This window comes from Wolbachia endosymbiont (group A) of Yponomeuta plumbellus (genome assembly GCF_947251575.1).
In the GTDB taxonomy this organism is placed as follows: Bacteria; Pseudomonadota; Alphaproteobacteria; order Rickettsiales; family Anaplasmataceae; genus Wolbachia; species Wolbachia pipientis.
In genome coordinates this window covers 1,231,595-1,246,225 of sequence record NZ_OX366353.1, presented here as the reverse complement: position 1 = coordinate 1,246,225, position 14,631 = coordinate 1,231,595, and the positions used below count along the sequence as shown (strand labels likewise).

Sequence of the window (14,631 nt, the reverse complement as noted above, 5' to 3'; positions counted from 1 at the left end):
GCTATAATGCCCGAGATATGGGTGCAAAATTTTTTCTATGATGTTCTGTAATTCCATAAAGGCCAATAGCGTTAAGGTGCTCTTTTGTCCCATATCCTTTATTTTTATACCAATTATATTCAGGATGCTTATTGTGCAATTCTTGCATAAGCCGATCTCTCGTAACTTTTGCAACGATTGAAGCTGCTGCAATTGATGTACTCAAATTATCACCATTTACTATGGATTTCACTTGCCATTTCACTTCAGGTGGTTGATTACCATCAACTAGCACATAATCTAATTCTAGGTCCAAGTCTATCAACGCACGTTTCATTGAAAGTTTTGTTGCTTGCAAGATATTGTATGAATTTATTTCTTCTACGCTTGCCATTCCTATACCAAATTTTGCAACGGATATTATTTTTTCATATAGGACTTGCCTACATTGAGGAGTCAACTTTTTCGAGTCGTTGATTCCATCAATAATTGTATTTCTATCAATAAACACTACGGCTGCGGATATTACTGGACCAGCTAGCGGACCTCTTCCAACTTCATCCACTCCTGCTATCACTCCTGATAATTTATTTTCTAATGTAAAGTCTGGGTATTTCATAGGTTTTTATAATAAGAAAGTTATAGTAAAAACTGAACAGATAATAGAAATTATCCAAAATTTCATAACGATTACATTTTCTGACCATCCCTTCTTTTCAAAGTGATGATGCATTGGTGCCATAAGGAAAACTCTTTTTCCTTCTCCATATTTAAACTTTGTATATTTAAAATATGATATCTGAATAATAACAGATAGAGTCTCTATTACAAAAATTATTCCAATAACGGCAAAAAGCATTTCTCTTTTAATTAGGACACTAGTTAACCCTAAGGCTGCGCCTACCGACAAGCTACCAACATCACCCATAAATATTTTTGCTGGATGTGTGTTAAACCACAAGAAACTTAGAATAGCTCCTATAAATGCAATGCAGAATAAAGTAATATTCATATCTGCTTGAGTTATATATGCAATTAGCCCCAAAAAAGCAAAGGAAGTGATGACTTGAGTTGCAGCAAGGCCATCCAAACCATCTGTGAGATTCACAGCATTAGAAGAGCCGACAATTACAAACGCAGCAAACGGAACATATAGATAGCCAAAATCTATTATTACTCCTTTAAATAGGGACGTTTTTGTAAAACATTCAGCAGAGTATAGCTTAAGTATAAACACACCAACCAGAGCAACAATAAACTGAATAAGTATTTTGGTTTTTGCACTTAAACCTCGATAGTGATTTGTCTTCAATTTTAAATAATCATCAATAAATCCAAGTAGAGCAAAAAATAGAGTTATCAATATCAGCAGCAAAATTTCTGGTGTTAACTGAACCCAGAGTAAAATTGGTAATAAAGAAGAAGTCAGTATTATTATTCCGCCCATAGGTGGTACATTCTTTTTTGTTATTAAATGACTTTCTGGTCCACATGATCTAATTGGTTGCCCATCTTTGCTTATTTTTTTTAGAAGCTTTATAAAATAGGGAAAAAGAATAAACCCAAAAACAAATGAGGTAAAAAATACTTTTGTAGCTAAGATCATCTGCTTACTTAAATTGACTGAGTGTCATACCACCTATAGCTAATAAAGTCAATTTCTGTCATCCTATAGCCTGACCCACAACTGTACGAACATTGTGATTTGGGCCCATCAGTAGGGTGTCATCCCAGTCTGGGATGGCTTTGTTGCATCGCTCAAGTGAAAAGAACTGGCAGTTACTGACAAAATTCATTATAAATAGCCATTTAACTGTTGAAGAAAAAATATGCCACAAAAAATGAGAGTCAGTAACTGCCATGAATATAACAAATTTCTCCAAGAAAGAGGAAGCATTTTTTGTTATATCAATGACGCCATAGAAAATTGGTACGAGAATTGTCCAAAAATGCAGGGCGGCAACTATATTTATAGTGATAAAGTTGTGATTTTGGTGCATATAATCGTCAGTTTCTTTAGAATTGGTTTAAGACAAACAGTCGGGTTTATAAAAGGGTATTTGCAACAAATAGGAAGAGATTTGGCAGTTATCAGCTATTCACAAGCATCAAGAAGGTTTAAGAAACTTAATATTAAGATAAATGATTGCAGAAAATAATATGGAAGACATCGAAATTGCTATAGACAGTACAGGAATTAGTATATACAACAACACTCCTGGTCATAGCAAAGAAAATAGCGAAGATAGAAAGTATCGCAGCTATGAACAGACAAGAAAATTGCATGTAATGTTGAATACAAACAGCAAAAAAGCCATAGCTGTAAAATACAGTAACGGCTGATCACTATGGAGCTTGTGATTTGCTAAAAGAAGTCGATTTTCAGCATGCCATAAAAGCACTATATGCAGATAGAGCATGTGATAGGCACAAGTTTTATAAGTTGTGTAACGAATATGATATAAAGACAAAAATTCCACCAATAAACAATGCGGCAGAACATCCAGAAATAGATTATATGTCTGACAGGAATGCTGCTATTAGGTTAATAAAATTATACGGTGAAGATGGCATGAAAGAATGGAAAAAAGAAGTAAATTATGGGAAAAGATCTTATATTGAAGGGTTTTTCTCAAGATTAAAGCAAATATTCGGATTTAGTTTTAGGAATAAATCTGAGATAAATCGAGAAAAAGAACTGCCAATCAAATGCTATTTGCTTAATAAATTCACTGATATTGGTATGGCTAAATTTGAGATAGTTACATGAATTTACCATAAATCACCATCTCATAAAGTGTGATGCAACAAAGCCATCCCAGTGTCATGCTACTTGGATGACAAGAAGAGGGTACTGGAATGACAGGAGAAGGGGGGCTACTACCGTCATAAAGGAACCAGTGTCAGCTACTCGGATGATACCTTTTTCTACTTAATTTGGGTTATGCAAGAAGTCTATTCGCGGTATAGATTCCGCTAACACGTAGCGGGATGACGGTTGTCGGTAAGCCTAAGTCAGTTTAGCTATATGCTTTTAATTCCCTCAAAAGGAGAATTAAATATGTGAAGTTCTAGTTGATATGATTTAATGAATGGTTAGTTTAAATTACTAGTTTATTTAAGAGATTTTGATAATATTTAACCCACTTGCTTTTCTGTTTTCCATATCGCGATGGGCTTGAATTATTTCATCAAATTTATATTTTTTATTGATCCGTACAGTTAAAAGTTTTTTTCTTATCATCTCGAAGATTTCCATTGTGGTAAGCACTAATGTGAATCTATCATGCTTATAATGATATATTAAGGTTCCAGTTGCAAATAACGAGCGTGAACTAAGTAAAGAAAAACTAATAGGAGCGTTACCTGATATCTGCCCATAGGAAACGTATATGCCGAACCTGCCTAAAGATTCAAAAGAGAGCTTGCTTGTAGCGTAACCTATGGGGTCATATACTGCACCTACTCCTCTGTTTTGCGTAATCTCCATAATTTTAGAAACGAAGTCTTTATCATTGTAGTTTATTGCGTATGTGCAGCCACTTTGTAAAGCTATCTTCATTTTTTCATCAGAGCTTACAGAACCTATCACTACACCTTTTTTATCCTTCGCCCATTGACATATTATTTGCCCTAAGCCACCATTAGCTCCATGAACTAGCACAAAAGCACCAGGCCTGATTTTATAAGATTGATTAACTAAATAGTGAGCTGTCATACCTTTAAACAGCACTGCAGCAGCAACTTCATCAGATATGTCATCTGGGATTTTTATCAGATATTTCTGGTGTATAATGCGCTTTTCACAATATGCCCCTGGAGGAGCTGTGCAATATCCAACTCTATCTCCGACCTTCAACCCATCACTGATTTTTTTACCAAGCTTTTCAATAACTCCCACTGCTTCTACCCCAAGCACTGATGGTAAATTTTTAATTTTGCGCGTACCTTTTCTGTGCTCTAAATCATAACGATTTAAGCCGATAGTTGTGTGACGCACTAAGACTTCCTCGCCTTTTGGCTCACCTATATTCTTATCTACAAATTCTAATACTTCTGGTCCCCCAGTTTTTTTAATTTGTATAGCTCTAACCATGATGAATGTAAGATAAAAACTTTGATTATGTTATCTAACAATTAATATTTTGCAAAATGTTATTTAGAGTTTATATACTATATAAGTGCATATTAATAGTTTTAAGGTATAAATTATGATGGATAGAGAAAATTTGCTTTATAGTGTTTTGTATAATGTGTTGTACAAAGTGGATAAAGATAACGGTTTAGATACTAGTAATATAATAAAAAAAATAAAAGAAAGGCTAGAAAGTGGAATGCGAACTTCAAGCAAAGAAAACTATTATGAATATTTATATGCTTCTTGGGAAAAAAAGGTTTTGATATTAATCACAAATTTGATTTGAAAGACTATGATGGCTTTCCAGTAGATAGTCTTTTTTCTATTGCTATTAATAACAAACCTCACGCTTTACCAAATCTAGCGCAAGTTTTAATAAAAGCAGGTACTAACGTGCAAAATGAAAAAGGATATTTACATGCCTGCGCTTTGACTCGTTCTCCAGACGTGTTAAAGGCTCTCATAGAAGCGGGGGTAAGTGATAGCCCACATGAACACTACGGTGGAAATACCGCTTTAGATTGTGTTACTGAATTATATGATGCAGAGAAGTCAATTGAATGCAAAGATTGCTGTAAGATTCTAATTAAGCATACATTGGAAAAAAACCTCATGAAAAAATGCCAGATTCTGTAAAAAATAATAAGGAATTGGCTCAATATTGGAATGCTTGTGAAGCAAAGAATGAAGGATGGGAATTGATAACACCAAGCACTGAGACACAAGTAGTCGGTGCGCAAAAAGCAAATAAGAACTCCTGCTCAATTCAATAGATCTGTTGCATAATCATTATTTGAATAACAACGCACTCCTTCTATAGCTAACACGTCATACCGCCGCGGAGATCCCGCTAACAAGTAGCGGGATGACGAGGTTTACCTTATCGGATTACGTCATACCGCCGCGGTATCTCAAAGCATAGATCCCGCTAACGGGTAGCGGAATGACAGTTTTTCAAATTGTCGGTAAATCTAAGTCAGTTTAGCTATAGCTCACGCTGCTTGGGTGACAATAGGAAAAAGTTTATTACTTAAGCTTAAAAAACGTGTATGATAGTGTTATTTCGCTCAAATCTTTCGTATTACTATCAAGCATTATCTCAGGATCTATATAGAAAGATACGGGCATAGCTGCTTTTTGTTTTGCTAGCAACATTTGCTCTTCAAAACAAAAGCATGCAACTTTATTGAAATACTTACCTGCTTTGAAAGGCGTAACATTATACACCGCCATACCAAATGAAGGCTGATCAGATAGATTTTTTGCGTAATAAAACGCTAAACTTTGTTCTCCTATGTTTACGTCAACGTAGTTAGTTTCTGATTTAAACTCCCAAGGTAGATCGGACATTATATCAGCATTGAAATGGACCCTGATCTTTTGGTTAGTTATATTTGTTGTTGTGTTAGTTACTTTTCTTATTGTGCCACCATACCCAGTAGCTTTACAAAAAATGCTATATAGAGGCACCGATGCATATGCAAGACATAACATCAATACAACTAGAGATATTAGAAAGAAAACTATAGAATTCTTACTGCCTTTCCTTAAAAAGGAAAACATCTAATCCCTATTGTTGAACAAGTTAAGTAACCTGAGTAGATTGAGAAATATATTAATAAAGTCAAAATAAAGATTAGTTGCACCGAGTATTGCCAATTTAGTAGTAGCAACTTCTGATCCGTCATTATGTTTATAATAAACGTCCTTGATTCTTTGAGCATCATACGCAGTCATTAAGGTAAATACTATTACTGATATAAACGATATTGCAAAGTAGAGAGGACTACTTCCAAGGAATAAATTTACTATAGACGCAATGATTAACCCCCAGATTCCCATAATCAAGAAAGAGCCCATACTTGTAAGATCTCTTTTTGTAGTATTACCATATAAAGCCATAGAGCCAAACATGATTGATGTAATGAAAAACGCCCTTGCTATATTTTCTGCAGTATAAACTATAAAAATATAAGATAAGGAAAGCCCCATTAACACTGAGAACGAGAAAAATATAGTAACGGCAGACTGAGCACTTAGGTGTTGAATTCTATAAGACATGTAGAACACCAATGCAACTGGAGATAACATTACCACAAGCGATAGGACGGGATTAGAATGAATCACCTGAAAAAGACCAGAAAACACTGTTAGGAATGCAACAAGCCCTGTGACGCCCAAAGCTAAAGCCATGTAATTATATACTTTAGTTAGGTAACTTCTAAGCCCAGCACTATAATAAGCGCCTTGAGAGCGAATATCCTGTTCATTTCTCATATAAGACATAATATAACTCCTTTTATCCATTACTTAACACATTATAATATAAAACCATATTTTTATCAAGTGTTTTTATTATAAACAGCTATGCGCTGGCATTTGTTTTAATATAAATAGAATATAGGCCTATTGCTGCTGCATTTGAAACATTTAAGCTGTCAATTACGTTTGATATTGGGATTTTTAAAAGATAATCACAGTTTTCTTTAACTAGTCTTCGTACCCCTTTCTCTTCAGAGCCAAAAATGATTACTCTTTTTTTTTCAAAGCTCTTTATTTCATCTATATTTTCTTTAGCATTGCAATCAAACCCGTAACACCAGTAGCCGACCTTTTTTAAATACTCCATAGTTTTCACTATATTTGTAACGTATATTAGCGGAACGATATCTAAAGCTCCACTTGCTGCTTTTGCAATAGATGCATTTTCACTCGGTGAGTGGTTATGTGGTAAAACCAATGCATTGACATTAAAACAAGCTGAAGTTCTTAAAATTGACCCAATATTGTGCGTGTCAGTGACTTGATCTAAAATGACTATAGTAGAGCTGTCGTTTGAGCTTTCAGCTACTTCTTCGATGCTTAAGTTATGAAGGATAGGAGCAACTTTTAAAGCAATCCCTTGATGATTAGCACCTTTGGGTAAAACGTCATTAAGTATTTTGTTTTCTACTAATCGAACTTTAATGGCCTTACTATTTGCACATTGCTTAATTTCTTTTTCGTGTTCTCTATAGAAATTTTCTGTTACTAACAGTTCTATACACCGCCTATTTTTATTCTTCAGTGCTGACATGCAGGTGTGCTTTCCATACAGCCAAAAATTCTCATTAGTTTTTGACGATTTCATCGTATTATCGAAAATCTGGTTTTTATAGAATAAGCAACATTTTACTATGTTTGAATATTGTTGTAAAATTATACAATTCGATTAATGCGTTTATGTCGGACGATGAGTTGGATTGGCAAAAAAATGTTAAGCCAATAAAATGTGGAAAAGTTACTTTGAAAGTTGATCATAAAGTAAATATAAAGTCTATGGTTGATAAAGGTACCTCCGACTTACAAGGGAATTTTCTTAATACCAATAATGGTAACTCATCATTTTGTCTTGACCAAAACACAAAATCAAAAGTTGATAGGGGTAAATATTTTATAAGCGACAAGCTCGATTTGCATGGCTATAATATAGAGGATGCTTACTGTAAATTGATAGATTTTATTATCAAAAATTATCGAGCAGGGAATAGATGTTTATTGGTAATTACGGGATACGGCAGTGCAACAAATAAAACAGACACTATAAAGAATAACTTAAATAAGTGGTTAAATGATACTAAAATCCAGCATATGGTTCTATACTACCAGCAAGCTACGAAAAAACATGGTGGTAAAGGAGCTTTTTATGTTTTATTAAGAAGGCTTAGGTCCTATTAGCTGCTTAAGTTTCCCTTTAAGCCTTAATTTTTCTTGTATAACCATACAGTGTTCGGCAGCGCGTGACGCACAACTGTGCGAACATTGTGATTTGGGTCTACCAGGAAGGATGTCTCCCAGTACCTCTTTTCCCGTCATCCCGCTACGTGTTAGCGGGATCTCATTTCACTTTATGAGGGTGTCATCCGAATAGCTTGACTACTTGGATCCAGATTGGATACTGAGTTGGTGAGTATAAAAGTATAGCTTCTACGTCATACCGCCGCGGTATCTCAGCCGCTAACAAGTAGCGGGGTGACGAGTTACTATACCGCTGCGAACCGTCATACCGCGATTTATTCCATAGCTGTACGAACATTCATTTTTGAAGGTAAACTGCACAGCAAATGGTGTCATTCCAGTGCTTGACACTGGATTCCAGTGGGCTTTGTTGCATCGCTAGCTATAATGGATTAAAGATAAAAAAAGGTGGAGAATATCAGTAGCTTATTATTCTGGTATTTATAACAAGAACGGTCAGTGAATACCTAAATTTGAGTAAAAGAAATTTCACTACCATTTACCAATCCGGCTAAAATTCAAGAATTTCAATGCTTTAGCTATTTTCAATAGAATTAAATTTATTAATATAAATAACAAATTACTATTCTTAAATTTGATCAGATTGATTGCAAAAAAAAACAAGATTTTCAATAAGTTGCTTATAATCCTAACTATAGTTAGCCTTTCATAAGTAGCGATGCAACAAAGCCATTCCAGCGTCACGCGCTGCCATGTGATATACAATTTCCTTCGAATTACAACGTACGTGCGCTCTATATGCACTTGATTGACAAATGCTCTCTTATCAAAATCTCAAGAATCTGCACTATATTTAATGCTGCGCCTTTGCGCAGGTTGTCAGCCACTATCCACATATTTAATCCGTGCTCAACAGTATTGTCTCTTCTAATACGCGATACATATACAGCATTCTCCTGTACAACATCAATTTGAGTTATGTATTCACTATCTTCACGCCTGTTGTACACTAAAACTCCACTATCTTCGGCTTCACTTAGCACTTCACGAGCTTGTTCTTCAGTGATATGTTGATCAAATTCCACATTTACTGCCATAGCGTGACCGATAAAGACGGGTACCCTTACACAAGTTGCAGTAACTTTTATATCTTCCTCTAAAATTTTTTTTGTCTCCTCTTGCATTTTCCATTCCTCTTCTGTAGAACCATTTTCCATGAATTCTCCTACATGGGGAATGCAATTGAATGCTATTTGCTTAGAGAATATCTTGGGTTTTTTAGCTTCGTTCATAAAGATTTTTTTTGTCTGGTCATAGAGCTCATCCATTGCTGCTTTGCCTGCACCAGAAGTTGATTGATAAGTTGAAGCAACGATTCTCTTTATTTTTGCTTTTTGGTGTAATAGATGTAGTACTAGCAGCATCTGTATTGTAGTACAGTTTGGATTGGATATTATGTTGTGGTTTTTATATTCCATAATTTTTTCTTTATTAATCTCTGGAATAATGAGTGGCACACCCTCTTTCATTCTAAAATGGGAACTGTTATCTATCACGATGCATCCAGCCTGTGTTGCAATTGGTACATACTCTTCAGAAACATGAGATCCAGCACAGAAAATGGCTACATTAGTTCCAACGAAGTCATAATCCTCAAGGCATAAAACTGTTAACTCTTTGTCACCAAAGCTCACCTTCTTCCCTTCTGATTTTTTCGATGCAAGTGCAATAACGCAATCTATCGCCTCATCTTGAAATTCAGCAAGCGTGCTTAATACCTCACGCCCTACTCTTCCGGTTGCTCCAATAACAGCAATTTTGTATCTCATATAGATGAACCTCTAATTTTAAAGTTCTATTATATTTTTACTGACAAAATTTACAATTGTTTTAATATTTTTACCTTGCAATTAATTGTAATTTAGCTATTATTATGCAATATTAGTAATATTACATAATGAAATGAAAGATGAGTAAGGAATACGATGAAACTAAGGTTAAACCTGCAATGTCTACACCTCAAGGGCCTGAAGGAACCAATGGATCAAGGGCCCAAAGTGTTCTTTCAAATAAAAGAAAGCCTACAATAAATTTTGATGATAAAAAGTATGGTGTAAAAACCTCTAAAATAGACCAACAGTCTCTAAACAAAAGACAAGAATCTTCAAAGCTAAGAGATCTCTTAAGGTCAATACCAATAATAAGGAGATTTTTAGCAAGGATTTTCACACCTGAAAAAATAGAAATCATCAGTAACCCTATATATGACAACATGGAAGCATATAAAAAATCGCAGGAAGATTACCCTAGTAAGATAAAAGATGAAACTAGTATAGATGATGAACACACAAAAGAAGTAGATAGTAAACTTGAGAAGGGTAATGTTGAACAAGTGGACAACAAGAAAAGTCGTAGTTCATAAATATCAATCATTTAAAAATTATCTCTAGTTATAACATTGTATCTGTTCAGATGCATGGCTCATGTACAAATATTGAAACAAAAATTCCAGTGCTCCTTTCTCGTCATCCCAGTGCGTGACACTTGTATCTTTATGATGTGAGGCATTAGAGCTAAAATACCTCACAGGGAGGGTGAAGCTGATGCGACACTAATGCCATTAAGCCAGATTTTGCTTCCCTCCCATAGAGTTAAAGACTGAACAGTATCTTTTGGAATTATATCCCGTATTACAAGGTTAGTCTAAACTCTCAGTTTATTTATAGTCTTGGAGGCAATTTTATGCAAGTAAATGCTATTTTGGGTGTGGATATTTCAAAAAAGAAATTTGATGTTTGTTTGTTAGTGGACAGTAAAAAACGACACAAAGTCTTTCAAAATAATCAAGATGGTTTTGCAAAACTTGTAGTTTGGTGCAATGGCCATGGAGCAAATCTTACTCATTTATGTCTTGAAGCAACTAGTTGGTATGGAGAAGATTTGGCTACTTTTATGCACGATTTAGGACATAATGTCAGTATAGTAAACCCAGAAAGCTTTTGGCAAAAGTGAGCTGCTCAGAAATAAGACAGATAAATCAGATGCAGCTATGATAGCTAGATTTTGTATCGCCAACAAACCTGCTCTTTGGAAGCCCATTGCACCTGAAATGAGGCATTTGAGGGCGTTGCATGCAATCGCTAAAAGATGATAAGGTGCAACAGACAAATCGCTTGGAAAACAAAAATATGCATTCCAGTTGCAAAGAAGCTATATCTAAAGTAATTTTGGCAATAGAGGAGCAAATTATTGTTCTCGAAAAAGAAATTAATGAGCATATAAATAACTATCCACATCTAAAAAATATGGTGGAAAACCTTAAGACTATAAAAGGTATAGGATATCTTACTGCTGTTGCTGTTGTCGCAGAAATGCCATCAGTTGATAACTTTGACAATGCTAAACAATTTACAGCTTTTGCTGCCAGGACATTATCAATCGGGATCGTCAGTAAGTAAGAGAAGTTGCATATGCAAAATAGGATCTGAGCGTATTCGAAAAGCTCTTTATATGCCAGCTATAGTAGTCAAAAACCATAATAATCATTTTCAAAAGTTTTGTCAGCGTCTAGCAAGTAAAGGCAAATGTCCAAAAGTCATAGTTCTTGCGTTAATGCGAAAATTAATGCATGTCTTTTTTGGTATTCTTAAAAAGAATCAACCATTTAATTGTAATTTTGTTGGATAATTTGTTTGACAGCAGAGACAGTATCTGGGATCCAGATTGGGCACTAAGTTGGTAAACACGAAAGCGATTAATCCTTTACAACGTTTTTGATGGAACTGCGCGAAAGAACTGGATGCCAGTGTCACGCACTGGCATGACACCCATTTCTTCCTATAGTTGTCTTTTCTCGTCTACCTTATTTTGCCACTCTGCTGAACAGATACATAACATTTGCTATACAGAAACTCTGCGATACCAAAATAAATAAAGAGGTACGCCACTTGCAGTGAATAAGCTTGCGATCAGCAAGGTATTCACAGAAGTTTCAAATATTACCCAGCAGCAAAAGGTTGTTGCTATACTGCCAATTAAAAATTTGTAACAACTCTTTTCTTGCACAATAACTTTGAGAAAAGCAAGACTGCATGCAAGGTAAACAAATAAAAATGAAACTACAGAAAAGTCGATAATTGATGTGATCTGCTTAGCAAAATTGTTGCTTGAAGTGAGGATTAGTAGAACTGAAGTGCCAACGGAGCTGATTGTTATGCCCCAGAAAGGAGAACCGTGCTTGTTTCTTTGAGCAAAAAACTGTGGCATCAGTTTATCTTTTGCAAGGCCAAGGGCCACTTGTCCACTAGCTAGTACCCAAGCGTTTAAAGTACCAACACAAAAAATGAACGCAGTTATAGAAATAATCAAGTGCCAATTGCCAGAGGCCATAATTTTTATTGCGTCAACATATGGTGCTCTTGAACTTGCTAAATCATTGCCATTTATTAATCCCATAATTGCAAGATTGTTGATAAAATACGCAACAGCAACAGAGATTGTTCCAAGTACCACAGCTCTTGGTATTGTTCTAGCTGGATTATCAACTGACCCTGCAGGTGCTGTTGCCAATTCAACTCCAATAAAACCCCATAGAGTAATAAGTGTAGAACGTGCAAGAATCTGCGATGTTGTAAGATTTGATATTTCTTCACTTATGATGAAGTTATTTCTATCAAAAAAAAACAATGCTGCTATAGGTATTACAAGCAATACAGAAATTTTTATCACCGTCAATAAAAACTCAACACGTCCAGCAGTAGCTACTCCTCTAAAATTTATTAGTGTAATAATTGTAAGTAATAACATCTCTAAAAACAGATGTACGTTTTGAATATCTTCATGGAAAAATGGTGTAAGATAACCAACACCCACAACTATTACGGCTGTTGTGCTAACCCATGAGATCACCCAATACGTCCAACCAACAAAAAAAGCTGCAGCAGGGCCAAAAGCATGCTTTACATAGACGTGAGGGCCACCCGTTTCCGGAAATTTTGCGCAGAGTGAGGCAAAAACTAAAGCAAGAGATATAGCACCAAGCCCTGATATTATCCAGCTTATAAGGCTATACATGCCATATGGAGCAAGGCTAATTGGAAGCATAAAAATTCCAGAGCCAATTTGGCTGCTAATCACTAAGGCAAAAATAGCCCAAAAACCTATTTTATTTGACACAATAATTCTTATCTAAATAGATTAACAATATACCCTAAACTCAGAAATTTCAATTGATCTTTTAACATAAAAACTTGCATTTTTTTCAATTTATTCCTAAAATAGATTATATTAACAGATTATTAAGAGGGGGTTATGAATCCGAGATTAAAAGCATTTTTGGTTGTTTGTAGTATTATTGCATTTTTGATTCCACTTTTGTTTCTCGTGTATTATTTAAATCTTCTTGTTAACTATATCCTTGACCCGATTCTAGTTCGTCCCTTTGAAAGATTATACAAAAACTTAATTGTTGATGGTCTTTATGCCTATTTATCTACAAGCACTTCTAGCCCTGCACTAGCATTTTTGGCTACAGGTTTTATTGTTATTGCTGCGTTTATTTGCCTGAATAAAATGCCTCTTCCCTTGCAAGAGAAGATCATAAACAACTATACCTCCTTTAAAAACAACAATATTGATAGCAATAGCATGTTGTTTGAGGTTTATAAAGATCCAACAATAAAATTAAAGGACAAAATCTTATTCTTCAGTATACACTTGATATATTACCTACAGCTTCCATTTTTGTATATTGCATCAAAGGTATCAGCTCTACGTGGGTTTCTTATATTTAATTTTGGTTTATTATTGTTAAATTATGCACTGCTAATTCCAGTGGCACTTCTTGAATTGATAAAGTATCCATTAGTGAGGCTTTTCTCACCTTTGGGTTTGAATGTAAAGCAGCTAAGCTTTTTGTTTAATGTAAGTGATGTGGGCACTGGCAGTCAGGGCGTTCACACGAGTAGTTTTGAACATAGTATTCTCCAATGCGCTCAAGAGTTAAAACAGAAATTTGGAGCTCAACCAAATGTACTCAATAAAGAGTTTGAAGACTACATAAATAATTCAGATGAGCTTACAACTGAGCAAAAAGAGCAATTAAAACTTTATCTTAACTTTAATGGTTCCAATGAAGCAGCTTGGCAAGAATCAAAAACTGGACTAACTCTCACACAAGCTGCAAACTTAGTTTCAACTGCTGCTAAGAATCAAAAATCAGATGTGAATTCACTATTACTAATGAATTTAAAGGATGGACTTGGTTTATGTACTCTGGGAATGTTCGATCGTATTATTTATTCGCTTAGTTGTCTTGAAGCGAAAAATAATTTCTTGGTTCAAATAAATGGAGCAGTGAACGTATTAACACCTAAATTTACTGAAAGATTTTTAAAAGAATATTGCAATTATAAAAAATTAAAAATTTTGGTAGACAAGTTTGAAGATTTTTACTCCGAAGATTATGCGGATAAAAATAATATAAGCGATGAGGTGAAGAGCAACATTAACCAATCAATAATAGAAATAAGAGAATTTGTCTTTAAAGAGCTTTACATAAAATTTTACGAAGAGTGTGGAAAAAGTATTCAAAGAGGTGCCATAAAGCAAAAATTAAGGGAATTAGTTACAGATGATAGTATAAAGGAAGCAGTGTATTATTCAATGTATAATATAGAAATCCCTGCAGAACCACCTACTTATCTTGAAAGAGTAAAAGCATTTTTTGGAGGTCATGCAAGGTCTTCTGCTGCTTAGTGGTTTAGTTCGTGCTATAT

14 protein-coding genes and 2 pseudogenes are annotated in these 14,631 nt (G+C 34.8%); 8 read left to right on the top strand and 8 right to left on the bottom strand.

Features of this window, described 5'->3' with window-relative positions; all coding sequences use genetic code 11:
- Position 1: 1 nt before the first annotated feature.
- Both OPR39_RS06230 and mraY read right to left on the bottom strand, forming a co-directional pair.
- A complete protein-coding gene (locus OPR39_RS06230) occupies positions 2 to 598 on the bottom strand; it encodes a ribonuclease HII (RefSeq protein ID WP_015589381.1) in 597 nt (198 codons plus the stop codon).
- Between the two features lie 6 nt (positions 599 to 604).
- Positions 605 to 1,585: a phospho-N-acetylmuramoyl-pentapeptide-transferase gene (mraY, locus tag OPR39_RS06225; protein ID WP_007548592.1), complete on the bottom strand. Its 981-nt coding sequence runs from the start codon at positions 1,583 to 1,585 to the stop codon at positions 605 to 607.
- A 223-nt stretch (positions 1,586 to 1,808) separates the two neighbouring features.
- Here mraY and OPR39_RS07505 point away from each other — a divergent pair.
- Positions 1,809 to 2,749 (top strand): annotated as a pseudogene (locus OPR39_RS07505) (IS5 family transposase).
- A 348-nt stretch (positions 2,750 to 3,097) separates the two neighbouring features.
- Here OPR39_RS07505 and OPR39_RS06205 read toward each other — a convergent pair.
- Entirely contained in the window at positions 3,098 to 4,075 is a 978-nt protein-coding gene (locus OPR39_RS06205; protein ID WP_015589284.1) for a quinone oxidoreductase family protein, read from the bottom strand.
- Positions 4,076 to 4,190: 115 nt separating this feature from the next.
- On the opposite strand from OPR39_RS06205, the gene OPR39_RS06200 reads away from it, so the two are divergent.
- From OPR39_RS06200 to OPR39_RS06190, 3 genes are read left to right on the top strand one after another with little or no spacing between them, the layout of a single operon-like run.
- Positions 4,191 to 4,403, top strand: a complete 213-nt coding sequence (locus OPR39_RS06200; RefSeq protein WP_265039371.1) for a hypothetical protein — start codon at positions 4,191 to 4,193, stop codon at positions 4,401 to 4,403.
- Positions 4,400 to 4,753 carry a hypothetical protein gene (locus OPR39_RS06195; protein WP_265039368.1) on the top strand — a complete coding sequence of 118 codons (354 nt, stop codon included), beginning with the start codon at positions 4,400 to 4,402 and terminating at the stop codon, positions 4,751 to 4,753. Before OPR39_RS06200 ends, OPR39_RS06195 begins: the two co-directional genes overlap by 4 nt.
- The gene (locus tag OPR39_RS06190) at positions 4,738 to 4,890 is read left to right on the top strand and encodes a hypothetical protein (protein ID WP_237357333.1); all 153 of its coding nucleotides are present in this window, start codon (positions 4,738 to 4,740) and stop codon (positions 4,888 to 4,890) included. Before OPR39_RS06195 ends, OPR39_RS06190 begins: the two co-directional genes overlap by 16 nt.
- A gap of 253 nt (positions 4,891 to 5,143) precedes the next feature.
- Here the strand turns inward: OPR39_RS06190 and OPR39_RS06185 are convergent, their stop codons facing one another.
- The 3 genes from OPR39_RS06185 to rlmB form a co-directional block, all read right to left on the bottom strand.
- Entirely contained in the window at positions 5,144 to 5,680 is a 537-nt protein-coding gene (locus tag OPR39_RS06185) for a cytochrome c oxidase assembly protein (RefSeq protein WP_015589286.1), read from the bottom strand.
- A complete protein-coding gene (locus tag OPR39_RS06180; RefSeq protein WP_015589287.1) occupies positions 5,681 to 6,403 on the bottom strand; it encodes a Bax inhibitor-1/YccA family protein in 723 nt (240 codons plus the stop codon).
- Positions 6,404 to 6,482: 79 nt separating this feature from the next.
- Entirely contained in the window at positions 6,483 to 7,247 is a 765-nt protein-coding gene (gene rlmB / locus OPR39_RS06175) for a 23S rRNA (guanosine(2251)-2'-O)-methyltransferase RlmB (protein WP_265039365.1), read from the bottom strand.
- Between the two features lie 92 nt (positions 7,248 to 7,339).
- Between rlmB and OPR39_RS06170 the strand changes: the two genes are divergently transcribed.
- Positions 7,340 to 7,834, top strand: a complete 495-nt coding sequence (locus tag OPR39_RS06170; protein ID WP_012673308.1) for a Smr/MutS family protein — start codon at positions 7,340 to 7,342, stop codon at positions 7,832 to 7,834.
- Positions 7,835 to 8,649: 815 nt separating this feature from the next.
- Here OPR39_RS06170 and OPR39_RS06165 read toward each other — a convergent pair.
- Positions 8,650 to 9,684, bottom strand: a complete 1,035-nt coding sequence (locus tag OPR39_RS06165; protein WP_010962945.1) for an aspartate-semialdehyde dehydrogenase — start codon at positions 9,682 to 9,684, stop codon at positions 8,650 to 8,652.
- 140 nt (positions 9,685 to 9,824) lie between these two features.
- Here OPR39_RS06165 and OPR39_RS06160 point away from each other — a divergent pair, with 140 nt between their 5' ends.
- Both OPR39_RS06160 and OPR39_RS07500 read left to right on the top strand, forming a co-directional pair.
- The gene (locus OPR39_RS06160) at positions 9,825 to 10,277 is read left to right on the top strand and encodes a hypothetical protein (RefSeq protein ID WP_265039364.1); all 453 of its coding nucleotides are present in this window, start codon (positions 9,825 to 9,827) and stop codon (positions 10,275 to 10,277) included.
- Positions 10,278 to 10,597: 320 nt separating this feature from the next.
- Positions 10,598 to 11,542: pseudogene (locus OPR39_RS07500) on the top strand (IS110 family transposase).
- A 213-nt stretch (positions 11,543 to 11,755) separates the two neighbouring features.
- Here OPR39_RS07500 and OPR39_RS06145 read toward each other — a convergent pair.
- Complete coding sequence (locus tag OPR39_RS06145; protein ID WP_265039363.1) at positions 11,756 to 13,030, bottom strand: APC family permease; 1,275 nt, start codon at positions 13,028 to 13,030, stop codon at positions 11,756 to 11,758.
- A 135-nt stretch (positions 13,031 to 13,165) separates the two neighbouring features.
- On the opposite strand from OPR39_RS06145, the gene OPR39_RS06140 reads away from it, so the two are divergent.
- Positions 13,166 to 14,611 (top strand): hypothetical protein, encoded by a 1,446-nt coding sequence (locus OPR39_RS06140; RefSeq protein WP_265039362.1) that lies wholly within the window; start codon positions 13,166 to 13,168, stop codon positions 14,609 to 14,611.
- Positions 14,612 to 14,631: the final 20 nt, after the last annotated feature.

What these genes read in the sequence shown, in the direction of transcription:
- OPR39_RS06185 (WP_015589286.1), bottom strand. Translation starts at nt 5,680, where the DNA reads ATGTTTTCCTTTTTAAGGAAAGGCAGTAAGAATTCTATAGTTTTCTTT.
- OPR39_RS06160 (WP_265039364.1), top strand. Translation starts at nt 9,825, where the DNA reads ATGAGTAAGGAATACGATGAAACTAAGGTTAAACCTGCAATGTCTACA.
- OPR39_RS06200 (WP_265039371.1), top strand. Translation starts at nt 4,191, where the DNA reads ATGATGGATAGAGAAAATTTGCTTTATAGTGTTTTGTATAATGTGTTG.
- OPR39_RS06190 (WP_237357333.1), top strand. Translation starts at nt 4,738, where the DNA reads ATGCCAGATTCTGTAAAAAATAATAAGGAATTGGCTCAATATTGGAAT.
- OPR39_RS06140 (WP_265039362.1), top strand. Translation starts at nt 13,166, where the DNA reads ATGAATCCGAGATTAAAAGCATTTTTGGTTGTTTGTAGTATTATTGCA.
- OPR39_RS06230 (WP_015589381.1), bottom strand. Translation starts at nt 598, where the DNA reads ATGAAATACCCAGACTTTACATTAGAAAATAAATTATCAGGAGTGATA.
- mraY (WP_007548592.1), bottom strand. Translation starts at nt 1,585, where the DNA reads ATGATCTTAGCTACAAAAGTATTTTTTACCTCATTTGTTTTTGGGTTT.
- OPR39_RS06180 (WP_015589287.1), bottom strand. Translation starts at nt 6,403, where the DNA reads ATGTCTTATATGAGAAATGAACAGGATATTCGCTCTCAAGGCGCTTAT.
- OPR39_RS06170 (WP_012673308.1), top strand. Translation starts at nt 7,340, where the DNA reads ATGTCGGACGATGAGTTGGATTGGCAAAAAAATGTTAAGCCAATAAAA.
- OPR39_RS06165 (WP_010962945.1), bottom strand. Translation starts at nt 9,684, where the DNA reads ATGAGATACAAAATTGCTGTTATTGGAGCAACCGGAAGAGTAGGGCGT.
- OPR39_RS06205 (WP_015589284.1), bottom strand. Translation starts at nt 4,075, where the DNA reads ATGGTTAGAGCTATACAAATTAAAAAAACTGGGGGACCAGAAGTATTA.
- rlmB (WP_265039365.1), bottom strand. Translation starts at nt 7,247, where the DNA reads ATGAAATCGTCAAAAACTAATGAGAATTTTTGGCTGTATGGAAAGCAC.